The organism is Actinokineospora sp. HUAS TT18 (genome assembly GCF_051364635.1).
Lineage (GTDB): Bacteria > Actinomycetota > Actinomycetes > Mycobacteriales > Pseudonocardiaceae > Actinokineospora.
This window is the reverse complement of record NZ_CP195645.1, coordinates 495,451-513,907: the sequence shown is the minus strand read 5'-3', so window position 1 is coordinate 513,907 and position 18,457 is coordinate 495,451. Positions and strand designations below refer to the sequence as shown.

The window sequence follows — 18,457 nt, the reverse complement described above, 5'->3', positions numbered from 1 at the left end:
GTTGGCGGGTGGGGGTGGCGGTGTCGGGGGTGATGGCTCGTTTGGGTTTTCGTATCCGGTGACGGTTCCGGTCGGTCGTCGTGGGCAGGCGCCGGATGTGCGGTTGGTGTATTCGTCGGCTGGGTCGGTGCATGGGGGTGTCGCGGCGGGTTGGCGGTTGGGCTTTCCGGTGATTTCGGTGGATCCGGAGGCTGGGTCGGTGCGGGCGGAATGGCCGGCGCGGGATTCAGCGGGCAATCCGCCCAATTTTGTTGGGCCAGCTGGGAATTTGTTGGTTCGTCAGGGCGGCGCCCCTTCGGCGGAGGGGGGTGTGGTGTATCGGGCGTTGAATTCTGGATCGTTTGATCGGTTCGAGTTTTTGGGGAATGTGGAGTCGGAGCCGCATTGGTGGCGGGTTTTCCATGCGGATGGGACGGTGTCGCAGTATGGGGAGAAGGCGCGGCATCCGTTCGCGTATGCGCCGTTGATGAGCGTTGTCGATGGTGATGGGCATGAGTTGAAGTACTTTTACGCGTCGGTGTCGAGGACGTCGGCCACGCCGTCGGTAGAGAAGCATCCTAAGGAGTTTTTGCCGACCGCGGTGGAGTATCGGTCGCCAGGTACGGGGTACGCCTACGCGCAGGTGTACTTCCAGTGGGGCGATCCGGCGTTCTGCGGGGATCCGAACGCGGGGTCGCCTGCGGTCGGGTCGCTCTTGAGTTATCGGTTCGGTTTCGGCTTGTTGTCGGGGACGCGGCAGTTGAATCGAATCGTGACGGCGACGAAGGCGGGTCCAACGGTCGGGTCGGTTACGGCTCGGGAGTACGTCCTGAATTATGATTCGACGGCCGCGTCGTGTTCGGCGGGTTCGACGACGCCGTATCGGAAGTTGGACTCCGTTCAGCAGATCGTGTATTCGCCGAATGTGACTGGTTCCGGGTCGGTGACGGTGTTGCCGCCGACAGAGTTCACTTATGGCAAGGCGGCGTCGTATGCTGGTGAGTCGCAGTATGAGGCGCCGGTGGAGACGGTGGCGAATCTGCGGGTACCGGAGTCGGTGGACACGGTGCAGCATCCGTTCGCCAATCCGGATCAGCCGCAGACGCACACGTTCGCTCCTGGTGGGTGGGCGACGAGCGCTCAGCCCTTCGGCGCGGTGCCGGAGACCAAGCTGCCGCATGGGACCTATAGTTCCGCGTCGATTCCGTGGGCGGTGGCTGTGGGGCAGGCCACGGGCGAGTCAATGTCGCGGTCGTTCGTCGATGTCAATGGTGACGGTTTGGTCGATATCCTCGCGCGTGCGGGGGGCGCTCCGAGTCTGGCGGTGGCTGTGCCCGCCACCGGGGGTTGCATGGTGGACGTCTATTTGAACAGGGGTACCGCGGGGTTTGTGAAGAACGATCCGGAGTTCCCGGCGTTCAGCCTGCGCAACGCGATGGCCGATGTGCCGGTCGCGGCGGGGACGCCAGCCTCTGGTGCGGGCGAGTTGATTTGTTCGTTGAGTCGGTCGCTGAGCGCGGATGACTCCGGTGGCTGGTTGGGTGATCCGTCCAAGCCGTGTGCCGCGCAGCCGGAGTGGGACACCACCGCCGGGTGGGGGTCGATGCAGCAGGTGCAACACGCCTACATCGATGTGGATGGCGACCGGAAGCGGGACCTGGTGTCGCAGCCCATCTCCTCAATCCACTGTCCGTACGAGAGTACCCATGGGATTCCGGACCCGAACGAGTGGGACCCGCCTGCGGACGAGATCGGCAACAAGCAGCCCGACCCCAACTGGTCGACGGAGTTCGTGGCGCACGAACTATTGCACAACAAGGACAGTGAGAACCCGAACGAGAGCCTTTGGCACAACGGGACCCGGAAGATCACCAAGCGGCAGACGAACTGGTATGTGTACCGGAACACGGGCTCGGGTTTCGCGGCGACGCCGACAGTGTTGTCGAGGCTGCTCCCGACGCACCCGAACCAGCAGTATCACCCGGACTGGCCGGACAAGCACAGTGGTGTGACGCCAGTGCCGTCGGAGAATCTGGTCGGTGGCTACACGGCGCATTGGTCGGTGCAGGGAGCGGGTTCGTATCCGCTGGTGGAGTGGAACGGTGACGGGTTCCCTGACGCGCCGGGGACCATGCAGGTCCGGCCGGGTAAGCCGGGATCGACATTCGGTCACTACGTGGGGCTGTCGTCGGAGGAGGGGGCGTGTTACGACCCGAATGACCAGTTCTGTCTGACGCGGAACCGGTTGGGGGTGTGGCGTGCGCGGTCCGGTGCCGACGACGTCGATTCGCCGACGCACTACACGGGTTTTGAGATGGATTCGATGGTCGATCTCAACGGCGACGGGTTGGCCGATCAGATCCAAGCGTGGCCTGGTTGGGATTACGCGCAGGTCGACTTCAACACAGGCGCCGGTCTGGGCAGTGACGGTGGTAAGAACGGTGTTCCCGGAGCCGGTGCCGGTGGCCGGGTTCACTACAGCGATGACCACCTGCCGACGAAGTACATGTCGTCGTTCCGGGTGCCGGATCTGTCGAACCGGAACTGGCAGCACTATCCGACAACCGGGCAGCGGTACGGGACGACCCGGATGATCGATGTGGACTATGATGGTCTGGTCGACACGGTGTCCTGGGACGGGACGACAGGTCGGGTGTTCGCCAACGGTGGTGGCCAGTGGGTGCGGGAAACAGCCGCTTCGGCGGAGGTGGTCGCCTCGCTGACCGGTCGGATCGACGCGCGGGGCACGGTGGCTCAGTACGCCGACCGCGGCGACTATCGCTACACGCAGACGCGTGGCGCGGTGGACCTCAACGGTGACGGCCTGCTCGACCTGGTGTCCGATATGGACGATGACGGCGCGGCGGAAGTCCGCTACGCCAAGCCAATCCTGAACACCACCGATGACTATCGGGCTCCGGCACGCTTGCTGCGCACGGTGTCCAACGGGTACGGGGCCAAGACCACGATCGACTACGTGCGGGACGTGTCCCGGCAGGCGTGGGTCGCGGAGAAGGTGAGCGTGGATCCGGGCGGGCAGGAACCCGCGATGGCGACCCGGCACGTGTACAAGTCGCCGGTGTTCGGGCCGAATCCCTACGGGTTGACTGTCTTCCGCGGCTACGCCGACGTACGGTCGCTGCGCGAGGGGGTCAACGCCGCCGACGCGCGGACCACGATCATCCGCTACGCGTTCGACCGGGACCCACGGGGGCTGCCGACCCGGGAGGTGGTCATCGCCGGTGACGCGTTGGGTTTGGCGAATCCGGATCAGCATCCGAACACGATGAGCGTGGTCGACTCCACCTATCACGTGAAGGAACTGCCGGGTCTGCGGGCCCCGGGCATGGTCCCGGAGTTCCCATCGCGGGTCGTGCTACCGCAGACGACCACCACCTATATGTGTCAGGGCACACAGGGGCAGACCGCGTCGAATTGCTCATGGAGCAATGACCGCACAGTCTCGGAAACCTTCTGGCAGTCCTATTCGGTCGATGGCGAGTACGTGATGGAACTGCCGAGCAGAACCGAGACCCGGTTCACCAACGGCGCCGGACAGACCGAGACCCGGCGCGGCAGCGTCACCCAGAACGTGGCGTGGTCGCCGTCGGCGTTCAACGTCGCCCCCGCCACCATCACCAACAGCCACGTGTTGGGCGGGGTGACGACGACGTTGGGGTCGACCGAGTACACCTACCTCGACGGCGAGTTCCGCCGAGTCCATCAGATCACGGTGCACGACGCCACCGCGGGAGCGCCCGACCGGATCACCCGGTTCGCCTACCACGAGGGCACTGGCGCCAACCGTGGTCTGGTACGCAGGTCGTGGTCGCCCAGGCAGTCGCAGAACGCAGGAGGCGACAATGCCCCCGGCTACACCGAATACGGATACGACACCGCCGGGGTGCACGTGGTGCGCACCACCAACCCGGTCGGACACGTGATGACCGCCACCGTGGACCTGGGCACCGGGGCGACCCTGTCGACCGAGGGCCCGGACTACGTGTGCGCCGACGGCACACCACTGTGCACCTTCGACCAGGCCGCCTATCGGCAGCGTACGGTGTCCAAAGTAGACGGTCTAGGTCGCCCCGTGGAGACCACCACCTACCCGGCCTCCGCCGGGTCGGCGGTGGTGGTCGCGCGGGCGTCCTACAACGACTCCGCGGCCTGGGTCTCCGACGGCGCCGACCCGGTGACCACCACCATGGAGGCCGCCTCCGGTGACGGGGACTACTCCCACACCCTCACCACACTCGACGGCCTGGGTCGGACCACCAGTGTCACAGAACAACAGGATCCGCAGGCCGACCAGACCATCACCTACGACTACGACACCGCCGGGCGCCTTTCCAAGGTCCACCGGCCCAGCGCCAGCGCCGTGCCCGGCACAGTGACGATACAGACAATCTACGACGCACTCGACCGCCCGACCCAGGTCAAGGAGATCGCACCAGGCAACCTGGTGTTCTCCAACACCGCCTACGACGGGCTGACCACCACCGTCTCCCAGGACGCCACCGACCTGTCCTCCCCCGCCTCGGTCACCAAAACCACCCTGGACGCTCTCGGTCAAGTCGCGCTGGTACGGGAGAAAAGCGGCGACGCCGACGGCACCGACGTGTTCACCTCCACCACCTACACCTACGACCCGGAGGGCAACACCCGCGAGATCCGCGACCCCGACGGCGCGGTGACCACTCTGGCCCACAACCACTTCGGCGACCGCACCGCCATCACCACCGGCGGCCGCACCTGGTCCTACGGTTACGACCTGGACGGCAACATGGTCTCGGTCACCGAACCACTACCGTTGGGCGGCACCACCGCCGCCTACACCCACACCAGCACCTACGACGCCGTCGGCCGCGTTCTCACCGAAACCCCTGCTCATCGAGGGCTCAACCAGACCGAACGCGACGCGCTGCGCATCGGCGTGAAGAAGTCTTTCTACGACCGCAAAACCCCAGTCGACCCCGGCATGGTCGATCCCTGTCCGACCATCCCCGCCAACGCCCCGCACATGATCGGGCGACTGGTCTGCACCGACTCGCCCGCGGTCACCGTCGAGAACCGCTACAACGACCGCGGCCACTCCGCCTCCACCAGCCAATCCCTCAAAACCCCGGCCAGCTCCGGAATCAGCAACGACCGCGTCGTCATCAACTTCGACTTTCACCCCACCGGCACCCTCGACTCCCACACCGTCACCACCGTGCGCAACGACGGAACTATTTCCCACCAAGGTCCCACCGTCGCGACCTTCTACGACCGTGATGGCACCCCTAACTCAATCACCATGAAACTCGGGGCCACCAACAAGGACATGACCATCGCCAACACCCGCAACAGCGCCGGCGTGGTCACCACCCGCAACATCAACATCAACAACGCCACCGGCTACGCCACCCCCAGTATGAGCTGGGCCCACGACCGGTTCGGTCGCACCACCAGCCTCAAAGCCCACAACGGCACCCAGCAGCGCTACAAGCAGGATTACCTCTACAACAACACCGGCCAAATCCGTCAAACCAAAGAACAACTCGGCCTGACCACACAACCCACTCTGACCACCGACTACACCTACGACCACCGCCAACAACTCCTCACCGCCACCCGCACCGGCGGCGGCACCGGCACTGACTACGCCAACTACACCGGGATCTTCACCTACACTCCCGGCGGCCGCGTCAACAGCGCCAACATCGCCACCGCGGGCCCCGCCGCCGTCCGCGTCCCCACCCGCAACGTCACCCACGAATACGGCGCCGACAACGACCCACAACGCCTCAAGACGCTACGCAAACCCGACAACACCACTGTCGGCGGCGACTACACCTACGACGAAGCCGGCAACACCCTCACCCGCGCCATCCACGACGGCCCAGCCGGCACCACCACCACCATCACCCAAACCTGGGACGGATCCAACCTCCGCAAAGTCACCCGCCCCACCGGCGAGAGCGAAACGTACTTCTACGACGGCCACACCCGCATCGCCGCCGTCCACCGCAACAACACCGGCCAAACCATCGACACCAAACGCTGGTTCGGCCCCCTCGAAATCACCGATACCCCCACCAGCAACCCCCAACACCGCCACACCATCACCCTGGCGGGCGACACCATCGCCCGACTCGACGGCGACAAAAACACCGGCACCCTCGAGCACTACCTCACCACTCCCCTCGGACATCACGTCCTCGCCCTCGACGCCACCACCGCCAACGGCGGAGCCAACACTCGCCGCATCGCCTCCTACGGCCCCTACGGCGAACTCCTCACCCAACTCACCAACGCCGGAACCCCCGCCAGCAAATACCCGACCGAATTCAACGGCAAAAACTACGATGCCACCGGCGGACTCCACTACTACGGATACCGCAACTACGACCCCCTCACCCTCTCCTGGACATCCAGCGACCCCCTCTACCGCTACGCGCCCGACCTCAACCAAACCAACCCCCGCGCCGCGAACCTCTACACCTACACAGACAACAACCCCACCAACCGCCACGACCCCAACGGCCTCTGCACCAGCCTGTACGCCTGCGCCAAAGGCGCAGTCACCACACCCACCGAAGACGTCGACGCCACAGCACGCAACATCGGCAACAACGGCATGAGCGTCATCAACTGGCTCAACGAACCCTTGACCTACGGCAGCCCTCATGTCGCCGGAGAAAAAGTCAAAGGAACCAGACTCACCTACATCCTCGACTCCCTCACCGTCCTCGCCACCCGTGACGACGGCGCCGCTCCCGCATATCAGCGACGAGCGCCAACCAGCCACCGCGCGACCAACCGCGCCACCGGACAACCCACGCCCAAGCCCGGCACCCGAATTCAAGGGACCGACGCGGACGCAATGCCTCTCCGTCAAGCCGGGCAGAACATCACCGCCAACTACGCCGGTGGACGATCCGGGTCCGCCAAACCGCTCAAACTGGGAAACAACTATGACTCGCGCGTGGCAGACTTGCAGGACGCGGGCGAAGCAATGGGGAAACGGATTGCGCACGCAGTTGGCCAGCGCACCATGTCCCCGGGCGTCGCCAGGCAGTCCGTTGCCGGCGGGGTCAGTCAAATGAACCTCCCACAACAGGAGGCGGCAATAGTCGCAGCAGAGGCGACCCGGCACGGACTGGCAGCGTTTGACCCCCGAGGAAGCCAAAGGAGTTATGGAATCTTTCAAGTCGGTCGAGACCTCGTAGTTCCGCTCGGGGTAGGCCCGAGCGCCCCGCTCTTTGTGGTCCGATCAAATGGTTTTGTTCATGCGGGCCATGGCAATGTCGCCTTCGGCGACGGCCGAGATGCGTCCATCGGTAACATTGTCATAAGTTCGGGTATGGCCATGACTCGACCGATCAGGTAGCAACCAGCGCAATGGTTCATTGCCATCGTGACTGCGGACAGGGAAGTCGTTGGCGTTACTTATCCGACGCGGCCAAGAGTGGAGCGCTCTCCTCACCATGTCAGAATTGGATATTATATAGAGGGACCTGACCCCGGATGTTCGAGATCAGAAACATTTGGATCTTAATGGTCCAGTTGGACAGCAGTCCCGCGCAGATGGCAGCGCCCGCCGCAGGCTGTCGCTCGCCTTGGCGAGCCTGCCCTGTTCCCGATCCGTGCTTCCCAGGCCCGCCAACACGACGGCTTGACCGCGGACGTCGCCCGCCCCGTCGAACAACCGCAGGGACTCGGTGAAGAACTCGCGGGCCCCGTCGAATCGGTCCTGGGCATAGCGGAGCTGACCGAGGCCCGCCAGCAGCATCGCCTCGCCTCGGGTGTTGCCCGCCCGACGGGTGGCGGCGATGGCGGCGTCGTGGGTGCGCCACCACTTCTCGAACCGGTTGCCGACACCGAGCGAACTCGCGCACGGCGCCGTCGAGATCTCGCTCGCCGCCATGTCGAGGTCCATCGCCGCGGCCACCACCAGCGAGGACAGCTCGGCGTCGAACCAAGCCGCGGCGTCATCGGGCCGATGATCGACCGGATAGGCATTGGTGTAGTCCCCGCACGGGTTGATCTCGCCGAAGAGGGTGCCCGCCGCCAGCCGCTGGATGAGCCACAGTCAGGCGCCGAGTGCCCGCGACATCGCCGCCCGCCGCTGCGCCTCGGTCTCCTCGTGCTCGGCACGTTCGGTGGCGAAGACCCGGTGCAGATCGTGCAGCCGGTATCGCTGCGTGCCGTCCGACCCCGGCCCGGCCGGGTCGAGCAGCCTGGCGTCGACTAGCTGTACTGCCCGGAGAGGTTGCGAACGGTTCGACACGTGATCGGATGATCTTGGAATGAGGGAGGGCCTCCGGGTTCGGTGTGGATTGCGACGTCTACACCGACCAACGGAGGCCCTCGTGTCCCACCGTAACGCCCCGCTGTCCGAGACCGGGAGGCTGCGTCTGGCCCGGTGTGTCGTGGACGATGGGTGGCCTGTCCGTCAGGCGGCACAGCGCTTCCAGGTGTCGGTGAGCACCGCTGCCCGCTGGGCCGGTCGCTACCGCGATGAGGGCGCGGCCGGCATGGCCGACCGGTCCTCGTGTCCACGCACCAGTCCGCTGCGCACGCCAACCCGGATCGAACGCAGGATCGTCAAAGTTCGTGTGGCCCGCCGCTGGGGACCGGCCCGCATCGCCTTCCTGCTCGGCCTGAACCCGTCCACCGTGCACCGGGTATTGACCCGCTACGGCCTGGCGCGGCTGCGGCACCTCGACCGCGCCACCGGCGAGCCGGTCCGCCGCTACGAACACCCACGGCCGGGTGATCTGATCCACGTCGACATCAAGAAGCTGGGCAACATCCCCGACGGCGGCGGCCACAAAGTCCGCGGACGCGAACAGGGACACCGCAACAGCTCCGCGCACCGCGACCCCAGCCGCCCACGCAAGACCCACGGTCGTCCCAACCTCGGCTACAGCTACCTGCACAACGCCGTGGACGACCACTCGCGCCTGGCCTACACCGAGATCCTGACCGACGAGACCAAGGAAACCGCCACCGCGTTCTGGGGCCGCGCTCAGCAGTTCTTCGCCGCAGCCGGCATCACCGTGACCCGAGTCCTGACCGACAACGGCTCCTGCTACCGCTCGTTTCTCTGGCGCGACACCCTCACCGCGGCAGCAATCACCCACAAACGCACCCGCCCCCGCCGCCCGCAGACCAACGGCAAGGTCGAACGCTTCAACCGCACCCTGCTCGACGAATGGGCCTACGCCCGCCCATACCGCTCAGAAACCGAGCGCCGCGAAGCCCTGCCACACTGGCTGCACACCTACAATCACCACCGCGGCCACACCGCACTCAACGGCCTCCCACCCGCCAGCCGCGTTCCCAACCTCACGGGGCAGTACAACTAGCCCCTCCACGACGTTCTCGGCCTCGGTGTGAATCGTCTCCAGCAGTGCGGCCACGACCCAGGCGGCGAAGTCGGGGACCACGGTCATGCCGAGCAGGAGCACGGCGCGCCGGGAGTCCGGGTAGAGCGCGCGATAGCTCAGGCTCACGTTGGCGCGGTCGCGGCGTCGGCGTCCAGCCGATAGCCACGCCCGGCGGTGACCAGCCGAACCCCACGCCGCTCAGCGTCGACCGCGGTGAGACAGGCCCGCAGCCGGGAGACCGCGACCTGAATCGCCCGCCGCGGCCGCGCGGGCGGATCCAACCCCCACACCAGATCGGTCAGCGCGTCGACGGACAGCGTGGTGCCGACGTTCACCGCCAGCAGCCCGAAGATGACGCGCTCCACCCGACGCCCCAGATCACAAGCAACGCCGTCGGCCTTCGCCTCGACATCACCCAGCACCCGGAGTTCCACGGGCGCCACTTTAGGCGGCGGCGGGATACGAAGCTGACCGACGGTGAGATCGACCAGCAACCGCGGTGACTGAAAGTGATCGCTTTCCATGCCTCGACCGATGCCGTCGTCCTCGCCGAGTCTGTCCCGCTGCCCGTCCCCGCCGGGCGGCGCGCGCGGGCCGGCGCCACCGCGGCGACCAGCAGGCCGAAGTCGCCTCGCGGGCGCACTGCACGACGCCGAGACCTCCGGCGAGACGCCCGGCACGACTGATCGAGCACACCCGCTACCACGAGTCACTGCGTCGTCACTCAAACGATCATCCTGCCCGACTCTCCCGCGTGCTTGTAACGAATCAAGCGTCATCGCTTGGCCTCAGCGGTCGCGTGATCAATGCTCTGCTGACAGAGTGTGACCCGGGTCACCACCAGGAGGTGTGATGCTTGCGGTCCGCAACCTCGAGGTCGTCTACGACGACGTGATCCTCGTGCTGCGCGGGGTGAGTCTCGAGGTGCCCGATGGCAAGATCGTCGCCCTCCTCGGCGCGAACGGCGCGGGCAAGACGACGCTGCTCCGGGCCATCTCCGGCCTGCTCGGAGTGCATGAGGGCGAGGTGACCAAGGGGTCGATCACCCTCGACGACGAGCCCATCCACCGCAGCAACGCCGCCCGGATCGTGGCGAAGGGGATCAAGCAGGTCCAGGAGGGCAGGCAGATCTTCGCCGAGCTCACCGTCGAGGAGAACCTGCGGGTCGGTGCGCACACGAACATCAAGCACCTCAAGGAGAACCTCGCCCGCGTGTACGGGTTGTTCCCGGTGCTGCGCGACCGTCGCAAGCGGACCGCGGGCTATCTCTCCGGCGGTGAGCAGCAGATGCTCGCGATGGGTCGGGCGCTGATGTCGGACCCCAGCTACCTGCTGCTCGACGAGCCGAGCCTGGGCCTGGCTCCCCTGCTGGTCCAGCAGATCCGCGACCTGATCGTGCAGATCAACGCCCAGGGGACGACGGTCCTGCTGGTCGAGCAGAACGCCACCATGGCGCTGTCCATCGCCGAGCACGGGTACGTGATGGAGAACGGCAAGATCGTCATGGACAAACCCGCGAAGGAACTCCTCGCCGACGAGGACATCCGGGAGTTCTACCTGGGGCTCGGCGCGGAGGGCTCGGTCAAGTCGTTCCGCGACGTCAAGCACTACAAGCGGCGGAAGCGGTGGCTGTCATGACCGAGCCGATCCTGGTGTTCGAGGACGTCCACCTGTCCTTCGCGGGTGTCAAGGCCGTCAACGGCGTGTCCTTCGAGGTCGGCGAGCGCGAGCTGTTCGCGATCATCGGCCCGAACGGGGCGGGTAAGACGTCGATCTTCAACGTGCTCTCGGGGGTGTACCGGCCGCAGCGGGGCCGGGTGGTGTTCGACGGTGTCGACCTGGTGGGAAAGCCGCCGCACCGGATCGCCGCGCTCGGCATGGCCAGGACGTTCCAGAACATCGAGTTGTTCTCGAACCTGACCGTGCTGGACAACCTGATGCTCGGCAGGCACCACCACATCCGCTACGGCGCTCCGTCGGCGTTCGCCTGGTTCGGCCGCGCGCGCCGGGAGGAGATCGCGAACCGCGCCGTGGTGGAGGACATCGTCGACTTCCTCGAGTTGGAGCAGTGGCGCGCGTTTCCGGTGGGGCTGCTGCCCTACGGGGTGCAGAAGCGCGTGGAGCTTGGCCGCGCGCTGGCCATGGAGCCCAAGCTGCTGCTGCTCGACGAGCCGGTCGCGGGCATGAACCTGGAGGAGACCGAGGACATGGCGCGCTTCGTCCTCGACATCCGCGACGAGCTCGACATCCCGATGGTCCTGGTCGAGCACGACATGGGCCTGGTCATGGACCTGGCGGACCGGGTGATGGCGATGGACTTCGGCACGCCGATCGTCACCGGCACACCCGGCCAGGTCCAGACCGACGAAGGGGTCATCCGGGCATACCTGGGGCAGGAACACGCGACGGAGGTGACGTCATGACCCAGGTCGCCGAACCGGGCACCAAGACCACGACCACGATCGTGACCAGGGTGCGCGATCGCGCGCGGGCCATGCCCGACGCGGTCGCCATGCGGGAGAAGGACTTCGGCATCTGGCAGGAAGTGACCTGGTCGGACTACTGGGACAAGGTCGAGCTCGTCGGACACGCACTGCTCGCGCTCGGCGTGCGGGCGGGCGACCGGGTGGCGATCCAGTCGGAGAACCGCCGGGAGTGGCTCTACACCGACCTCGCCGCGGTGGCGGTGCGGGCGATGACGGTGGGCCTCTACCCGACCAACCCGGCGTCCGAGGTCGCCTACCTGCTCGCCCACTCCGGCAGCAAGGTCCTGCTCGCCGAGGACCAGGAGCAGGTGGACAAGGTCCTGTCGGTGCTCGGCGAGCTGCCCGAACTCGAGCGGATCGTCTACCTGGAACCCCGCGGCATCCGGCGCCGCTACGACAACCCGAAGCTGCTGTTCTGGGAAGACCTTTTGGCCATGGGCGCCGAGCACCGGGCGGCGCACCCTGGCGCGGTCGAGGAGACCATGGGCCAGGCGCGGTCCGACGACGTCATGACCTTGGTCTACACCTCCGGCACGACCGGCCCGCCGAAGGGCGCGATGCTGACCGTGGCGAATGTCGAGTTCAGCATCGAGACCCTCATCGAGAGCGGCGGGTTCACCTCTCCCCCGCCGAGCACCGACGACATCATGCTGTCCTACCTGCCGCTGTGCCACGTGGCCGAGCGGATCTTCACCACCTGGTTCAACGCCTCGGCGGGCGTGCAGGTCAACTTCGCCGAGTCCATCGCGACCGTGCAGCCCAACCTCCGGGAGATCCAGCCGACGATCCTGTTCGGGGTGCCGCGGATCTGGGAGAAGGTGCTCGCCGGGGTCAACATCAAGATCGCGTCGGCGTCCCCGGCCAAGCGCGCGCTCGCCCGGTTCTGGCTCAAGGTGGCCGACGGCATCGGCGACACCCTGGTGCGTACGGGCGGCAGGCACACGGCGGGCACGCGGCTGCGCTACGCGCTGGGCTACCTGTTCCTCTACCGCGCGCTGCGCGACCGCATCGGCATGCGCAAGGTCCGCTACGCCGCGTCGGGCGCCGCGCCGATCGCGCCGGACGTGCTGAAGTTCTTCATGGGCATCGGGGTGCCGATGCACGAGGTGTACGGCATGACCGAGAACAGTGCGATCGCCACCGCCAACCGGCCAGGCCGCGTCAAGCTCGGCACGGTCGGCGAGCCACACCCAGGTGTCGAACTCCGCGTCGACGAGGACACCGGCGAGATCCTGACGCGGCACGCGGGGGTGTTCGCGGGCTACTGGCGCGACGAGGAGGCCACCGCGAAGGCGGTCGACGAGCAGGGCTGGTTGCACACCGGCGACGTCGGCGTGTGGGTCGACGACACGCACATCAAGATCACCGACCGGATGAAGGACATCATCATCACCGCGGGCGGCAAGAACGTCGCGCCGTCGGAGATCGAGAACGCGCTCAAAGTCTCGCCGTATGTCAAGGAAGCCGTGGTGATCGGCGACAGGCGCCCGTACCTGAGCGCGCTGATCGGCGTGGAACTGGAGACCGTCGGGGAATGGGCGCAGCGCAAGCGCATCCCGTACACCACGTACCGGGACCTGTCCGAACGCCCTGAGGTGATCAAGCTCGTGCAGGACATCGTCGACGACGTCAACAAGAGGTTCGCCTCCGTCGAACAGGTCAAGAAGTTCCGCATGCTGCCCAAGGAACTCGACCATGAGGACGGCGAGCTGACAGCGACGCAGAAGGTCAAGCGGTCGGCGCTGGGCACGCTGTTCGACGACCTGGTCGAATCCATGTACCCCAAGGAGGGAGGCGCATGACCACCTTCCTGCAGGCGGTGGCGGGCGGCCTCGGCCAGGGGTCGGTCTACGCGCTGCTCGCGCTCGGCTTCGTGATCATCTACAAGTCGATGCGGGTGGTCAGCTTCGCCCAGCCCGCGTTCATGCTGGCCGGGGCCCTCGCGGTCAGCTTCCTCGCCGAACCGCTGCTCGGGATCCCGAGTCCGTGGGGCTTCTTCCTGGCCCTGGTGCTCGGCGCGATCGGAGTCGCCCTGCTCGGGCTCGGCATCGAGCGCACGGTGATCCGGCCGATGGTCGGCAAGCCGGTGTTCGTGATCGCGATCATCACCCTCGGCATCGACATCGTGGTCCGGCTGGTGGCCAACATCTTCATCGGCCTCGACGTGCGGCCCGTCGGCGACCCGTGGGGGCTCAGCTCGATCAACCTCGGCGGTGTGCAGGTGCAGGAGCGGCACATCGTGATGCTGGTGACCACGGTCCTCCTCGTGGTCGTGCTGTTCTCCTTCTTCAAGTACTCCAGACTCGGCCTCGCCATGCGGGCGGCGTCGTTCAACCAGGAAACCGCGCTGGCGCAGGGCATCTCCGTCGGCACGGTGTTCGCCACCTCCTGGGCCATGGCGGGCGCGCTGGCCGCGGTGGCGGGGACGTTCCAGGCCACCGGCGCGGGCATCGACCAGAATCTGTGGATCATCGCGCTCAAGGCGCTGCCCGCGATCATCCTGGGTGGGCTGGACTCCCTGGGCGGGGCGGTGATCGGCGGGTTCACCGTCGGCCTGGTCGAGTCGCTGGTCGCCACCTACCAGGGCGACATCGCGCCGTGGCTTGGCCAGAACTTCTCCGTGGTCTCGGCCTACGTGGTGATGCTGCTGGTGCTGCTCGTCAGACCGTACGGCCTGTTCGGCACCAGGGAGGTGGAACGGGTATGACCGCCAAGCCGTCCCGGCAGCTCTGGGGCAGACCCGAGCTGTACACCTCCTACGGCCAGAACCTGCGGATGCTCAACACCCGGCCGAAGCAGCTCGCGGTCGTCGCCATGGTCCTGCTCGCGGCGACCTACGTGCCGTTCGGGCTGCCCGACGAGTGGCTGCACCTGTTCGCCACCGGGCTGGCGGCGGCGATCGGCGCGATCGGCCTGAACATCGTGACCGGGTACGCGGGTCAGGTGAGCCTCGGCCACGCGTTCTTCCTTGCCATCGGCGCCTACACCGCCTCGGCGCTCAGCGGTGAGCCGGGCAGGCGCACGATCGGCTTCGGTATCACGTTCCTGCCCCTGTGGCTGCTCGCCGCCGGGGTGGTCGCCGGACTCGCGGGCGTGATCGTCGCGCCGCTGGCGACCCGGCTGCGCGGGCTGTACCTGGCCATCGTCACGCTCGGCCTGGTGTTCCTGGGTCTGCACATCTTCAAGGAATGGAGGTCGCTCACCGGCGGGCCGGGTGTGGGCAGGCAGGGCCCGGTGCCGGAGCTGTTCGGCCAGCGCCTCGACCGCAACGGCGAACTGCTCACGGGTGATCAGAAGATGTACCTGCTGACGCTGGTGCTGCTGATCATCTTCGCCGTGTTCGCACGCAATCTGGTCCGGTCGAAGGTGGGCCGGGCGTTCGCCGCGGTGCGTGACCGCGACATCGCCGCCGACGTCATCGGGGTCAGCGTCACCCGCTACAAGGTGCTCGCGTTCGGCATCTCGTCGTTCTACGCCGGCTGCGCGGGCGCGCTGCTCTACGCGGTTCTCGGGCGGGTCGAACCCGACTCGTTCAACCTGCTGCTGTCCATCCAGTTCGTCGCGATGGTGCTGATCGGCGGGGCCGGGACGATCTCCGGGTCGATCATGGGCGCGCTGTTCATCACGACGCTGCCGCGGCTCACCCAGGAGCTGCCGACGGTCCTGCCGTTCATCAGCTCGGACGTGACCGCGCCGCTGGGCGCGGCCAACCTGGCGATCATCTTCTACGGACTGATGATCATCCTGTTCCTGATCTTCGAGCCGCGCGGGCTGTTCGGGATCTGGATCCGGATCCGCAACTACTTCAAGGCATGGCCCTTCTCCTACTAGCCCTTCTCCTAGTCACAGTCGATTCGCCTGCCACGAAAGGAATACCGATGACCAGTCGAAAAACTCAGCTGCTGGCGGGCCTGTCTGCCCTCGCGCTGATCACGACCGGCTGCGGCCGAGGTGACTCCGGTGGAGGCGGCGGTGGAGGCGGCGACGGGGCCGTCAAGACCGACGTCGGTGTCACAGCCGAGCCGTGCAAGGACACACCCAACCTCACCAAGGGCTGCATCTTCCTCGGGACGATCTCCGACCTGACCTCCGGCCCGTTCAAGGCGCTGGCGGTGCCGATCACCGACGCGCAGAAGAAGTTCTGGGAGCGGGTGAACGCCTCCGGCGGCATCGACGGCTACGGCGTCGACGTCACCACCTACGTCCGCGACAACAAGTACAACCCCGAGACCCACAACCAGGTCTACCAGGAGATCAAGGGCAAGGTCCTCGGCCTGGCCCAGACCCTCGGCTCACCGACGACCGCGGCGATCATCGATGACCTGAAGGACAACAAGATCGTGTCCGTGCCCGCCTCCTGGACCTCGGCGTGGGCGTTCGAGGACGTGATCCTCGAATCGGGCACGAACTACTGCCTGGAGTCGATGAACGCGATCGACTACGCCGTCGAGCAGTTCAAGCCGAAGTCCGTGATGGCCGTGCACTACCCCGGCGACTACGGCGAGGACGCGGCCGCGGGCGCCAAGGTGGCAGCGGAGAAGAACGGCCTCACGTTCGAAGCGGTCGAGACGGCCTCGGGGCAGGACAACCAGGCAGGTGCGATCAACGCCGTCAGCACCAAGAAGCCCGACCTGGTCATCCTGACGACCGGGCCGACCGACGCGGCGGTGATCGTCGGCCAGACCGCCGCCCGCGGCTTCACCGGCAAGTACATCGGCACCAGCCCGACATGGAACCCGGGCCTGCTGAAGAGCCCGGCGGCCCCGGCGTTCAAGGCGCTGTTCCTGCAGTCCGGCCCGTGGGAGACGTTCACCGCGGACACCCCGGGCCACAAGGTCATGCGGGAGACGCTCGGCGCCGGAGTCACCGGCAACGACGGCTACACCGCGGGCTGGGTCTGGTCCTACCCGCTGCGGACCGCGCTGCAGAAGGCCGTCGCGAACAAGGACCTCACCAGGGACGGTCTGCTCAAGGCCGTCAAACAGCTGGACAAGGTCGACTACGAGGGCATGCTGCCGCCGTCGGCGGGCAACTTCACCGGCGACGCCAACGCCGGTGTGGTGCGCGAGACGATGATCGCCAAGCCCGACGACGCGTCACCGACCGGAGTCAGCACCGTCAAGTCGTTCTTCGTCGGCCCGACGGCGAAGGACTACAAGTTCGACAAGCCCTGCTTCCAGAGCTGATCCGGGGACACAGCGAGCGGGGGCCGTCTGACATCGTGTCCGGCGGCCCCCGCGCCATTTCTCGACCAGGTCAAGAGCGAGGTAAAGATCGCCAGATCATCCGCGCCGATACTTCGCTGCCCGTCCGGCTCGTCGGGTGTTGGGATCGTCGGCGGGCTGCGGCATGCTCGGGGCATGACCGATCCCAATCCGCTGGCGACGTTCGCGCGAGTCGCCGACTCGGAGCAGCGACGGTTCGAGGGCCGGAACCTGCGGGTGCGGCGCTCACCGGTTGTGCACGCGGTGCGGGCGGCCCCGTGGTTGGCGAGTCTGACCCTCCCGGCCCCGGCGTGCGGGCAGGGTTGGTCGGGCACCGGCGTCGGCGAACTGCACCCGGTGAGCGACCCGGTCACCTGCTCGCACTGCCTGGCCTCGGCCCAGGCCCGCGCCGCGGCCGCCGACCCGGACCGCTCCCAGCAACTGGCGCTACCGCTGCCGATGGCGGCGGAATGACCAAGCACCGCCAATGGCTCGGGCAGTCGGCCCGGGCTGCTCCGGATGGCACGATCATCGACAAGTCGCGCGCCGCTCCCCGGACACCCGGCAACCAACCAACCCAGAGTGCCGCCGACCGTGGTCGGCGGCACTCATGGTTCGCGCAACAGCGGGCGGGCAACTCGCCGCGCGGACGTTACTCGACTCCGCCGAACTGGCCGTGAGACCGATAAGCAGACGTCGTTCGTAACGCGCGGCGTAAAGGGCGCTCGAAAGCGCCGATTTCGGCCCAGACCCGGGCGCGAATCACAGGTCAGTCGCCGAGCACATCATCGACCCAGTAAGTGGAATTCGCGCAGTATTCCATTCGCAACCGCCCGGCTTCCTCGAACCAGTCGAGGCACCCGCCGGTCCAGCGGTTGGTGAGCTTGCCATCGACATGCTTCCACTGCTGACGGAGGTGCGTCGCGTTGCACGTCTGTACGTCGGGCCCGGTGCTTCCGATGCTCAGACAGGTCTCGTGGTGGCGGTTCTTGAGCCGCCACCATCCATCGGTGGCGATCCAGTCCCACTGCTGATTGAAATCCGCCAACGTTCCGGAGGTGCGTCCGCAGACGAGGAGCCCCAACTCGCCGTGAGCCGTGCCTGTCAAGCACCGGGAGTCAAATTTCTCGCGGTGATAGACCGGCGCGGCCTGGGCCGCCGTCGTCTCGGCGGACGGTCCGGCCGTGGAGGTGGCGGCAGCGGTTGGCACTCCGACGAGCAGCGCGGCAGCTACCCCCGCGATGGCCGTGCTGATGATCTTTCTCATTGATTCCCTCTCGGTTGAAGCGCTGAAGGCCAGCGCCGCGATGTCGCGCGACCCGGCAGGCCCACTCGGGTGCCTGCCCGGCGACTCGGCGTCGGTTACGTTGTCGGGGGGCGGGGTTGTCCGACAGGGCGGACGCGGGATCTC

13 protein-coding genes are annotated in these 18,457 nt (G+C 66.8%); 9 read left to right on the top strand and 4 right to left on the bottom strand.

The annotated features are described in order from the left end of the window. Positions 1 to 310 precede the first annotated feature (310 nt). Positions 311 to 7,354 (top strand): RHS repeat-associated core domain-containing protein, encoded by a 7,044-nt coding sequence (locus ACSHT8_RS02375; protein WP_436497241.1) that lies wholly within the window; start codon positions 311 to 313, stop codon positions 7,352 to 7,354. Positions 7,355 to 7,501: 147 nt separating this feature from the next. Here the strand turns inward: ACSHT8_RS02375 and ACSHT8_RS02370 are convergent, their stop codons facing one another. Continuing rightward, positions 7,502 to 7,915 (bottom strand): tetratricopeptide repeat protein, encoded by a 414-nt coding sequence (locus ACSHT8_RS02370; protein WP_436497240.1) that lies wholly within the window; start codon positions 7,913 to 7,915, stop codon positions 7,502 to 7,504. A gap of 141 nt (positions 7,916 to 8,056) precedes the next feature. Then, entirely contained in the window at positions 8,057 to 8,254 is a 198-nt protein-coding gene (locus ACSHT8_RS02365) for a hypothetical protein (protein ID WP_436497238.1), read from the bottom strand. A gap of 82 nt (positions 8,255 to 8,336) precedes the next feature. On the opposite strand from ACSHT8_RS02365, the gene ACSHT8_RS02360 reads away from it, so the two are divergent. After that, entirely contained in the window at positions 8,337 to 9,335 is a 999-nt protein-coding gene (locus ACSHT8_RS02360; protein WP_436497236.1) for an IS481 family transposase, read from the top strand. Between the two features lie 143 nt (positions 9,336 to 9,478). On the opposite strand, the gene ACSHT8_RS02355 is transcribed toward ACSHT8_RS02360, so the two are convergent. Further along, positions 9,479 to 9,790 (bottom strand): AfsR/SARP family transcriptional regulator, encoded by a 312-nt coding sequence (locus ACSHT8_RS02355; RefSeq protein ID WP_436497234.1) that lies wholly within the window; start codon positions 9,788 to 9,790, stop codon positions 9,479 to 9,481. A 418-nt stretch (positions 9,791 to 10,208) separates the two neighbouring features. Here ACSHT8_RS02355 and ACSHT8_RS02350 point away from each other — a divergent pair, with 418 nt between their 5' ends. The 7 genes from ACSHT8_RS02350 (at position 10,209) to ACSHT8_RS02320 (ending at position 17,520) form a co-directional block, all read left to right on the top strand. Beyond that, positions 10,209 to 10,994, top strand: a complete 786-nt coding sequence (locus ACSHT8_RS02350; RefSeq protein ID WP_436497232.1) for an ABC transporter ATP-binding protein — start codon at positions 10,209 to 10,211, stop codon at positions 10,992 to 10,994. Beyond that, the gene (locus tag ACSHT8_RS02345; RefSeq protein ID WP_436497230.1) at positions 10,991 to 11,779 is read left to right on the top strand and encodes an ABC transporter ATP-binding protein; all 789 of its coding nucleotides are present in this window, start codon (positions 10,991 to 10,993) and stop codon (positions 11,777 to 11,779) included. The genes ACSHT8_RS02350 and ACSHT8_RS02345 overlap by 4 nt, the downstream gene beginning before the upstream one ends. Further along, positions 11,776 to 13,644: an AMP-dependent synthetase/ligase gene (locus tag ACSHT8_RS02340; protein ID WP_436497228.1), complete on the top strand. Its 1,869-nt coding sequence runs from the start codon at positions 11,776 to 11,778 to the stop codon at positions 13,642 to 13,644. Before ACSHT8_RS02345 ends, ACSHT8_RS02340 begins: the two co-directional genes overlap by 4 nt. After that, complete coding sequence (locus ACSHT8_RS02335; RefSeq protein ID WP_436497227.1) at positions 13,641 to 14,549, top strand: branched-chain amino acid ABC transporter permease; 909 nt, start codon at positions 13,641 to 13,643, stop codon at positions 14,547 to 14,549. Before ACSHT8_RS02340 ends, ACSHT8_RS02335 begins: the two co-directional genes overlap by 4 nt. Beyond that, a complete protein-coding gene (locus tag ACSHT8_RS02330) occupies positions 14,546 to 15,673 on the top strand; it encodes a branched-chain amino acid ABC transporter permease (RefSeq protein WP_436497225.1) in 1,128 nt (375 codons plus the stop codon). The genes ACSHT8_RS02335 and ACSHT8_RS02330 overlap by 4 nt, the downstream gene beginning before the upstream one ends. A 47-nt stretch (positions 15,674 to 15,720) precedes the next feature. Further along, positions 15,721 to 17,028, top strand: coding sequence for an ABC transporter substrate-binding protein (locus ACSHT8_RS02325; RefSeq protein WP_436497223.1), 1,308 nt, complete (start codon positions 15,721 to 15,723; stop codon positions 17,026 to 17,028). A gap of 174 nt (positions 17,029 to 17,202) precedes the next feature. Further along, complete coding sequence (locus tag ACSHT8_RS02320) at positions 17,203 to 17,520, top strand: hypothetical protein (RefSeq protein ID WP_436497221.1); 318 nt, start codon at positions 17,203 to 17,205, stop codon at positions 17,518 to 17,520. Positions 17,521 to 17,815: 295 nt separating this feature from the next. Here ACSHT8_RS02320 and ACSHT8_RS02315 read toward each other — a convergent pair whose 3' ends face one another. Further along, on the bottom strand, positions 17,816 to 18,313 hold the full coding sequence (locus ACSHT8_RS02315; RefSeq protein ID WP_436497219.1) for a hypothetical protein: 498 nt from the start codon (positions 18,311 to 18,313) through the stop codon (positions 17,816 to 17,818). Positions 18,314 to 18,457 lie beyond the last annotated feature (144 nt).

Coding starts and splice junctions, on each gene's coding strand:
- ACSHT8_RS02340 (WP_436497228.1), top strand. CDS start 11,776: ATGACCCAGGTCGCCGAACCGGGCACCAAGACCACGACCACGATCGTG.
- ACSHT8_RS02345 (WP_436497230.1), top strand. CDS start 10,991: ATGACCGAGCCGATCCTGGTGTTCGAGGACGTCCACCTGTCCTTCGCG.
- ACSHT8_RS02335 (WP_436497227.1), top strand. CDS start 13,641: ATGACCACCTTCCTGCAGGCGGTGGCGGGCGGCCTCGGCCAGGGGTCG.
- ACSHT8_RS02350 (WP_436497232.1), top strand. CDS start 10,209: ATGCTTGCGGTCCGCAACCTCGAGGTCGTCTACGACGACGTGATCCTC.
- ACSHT8_RS02330 (WP_436497225.1), top strand. CDS start 14,546: ATGACCGCCAAGCCGTCCCGGCAGCTCTGGGGCAGACCCGAGCTGTAC.
- ACSHT8_RS02325 (WP_436497223.1), top strand. CDS start 15,721: ATGACCAGTCGAAAAACTCAGCTGCTGGCGGGCCTGTCTGCCCTCGCG.
- ACSHT8_RS02320 (WP_436497221.1), top strand. CDS start 17,203: ATGACCGATCCCAATCCGCTGGCGACGTTCGCGCGAGTCGCCGACTCG.
- ACSHT8_RS02315 (WP_436497219.1), bottom strand. CDS start 18,313: ATGAGAAAGATCATCAGCACGGCCATCGCGGGGGTAGCTGCCGCGCTG.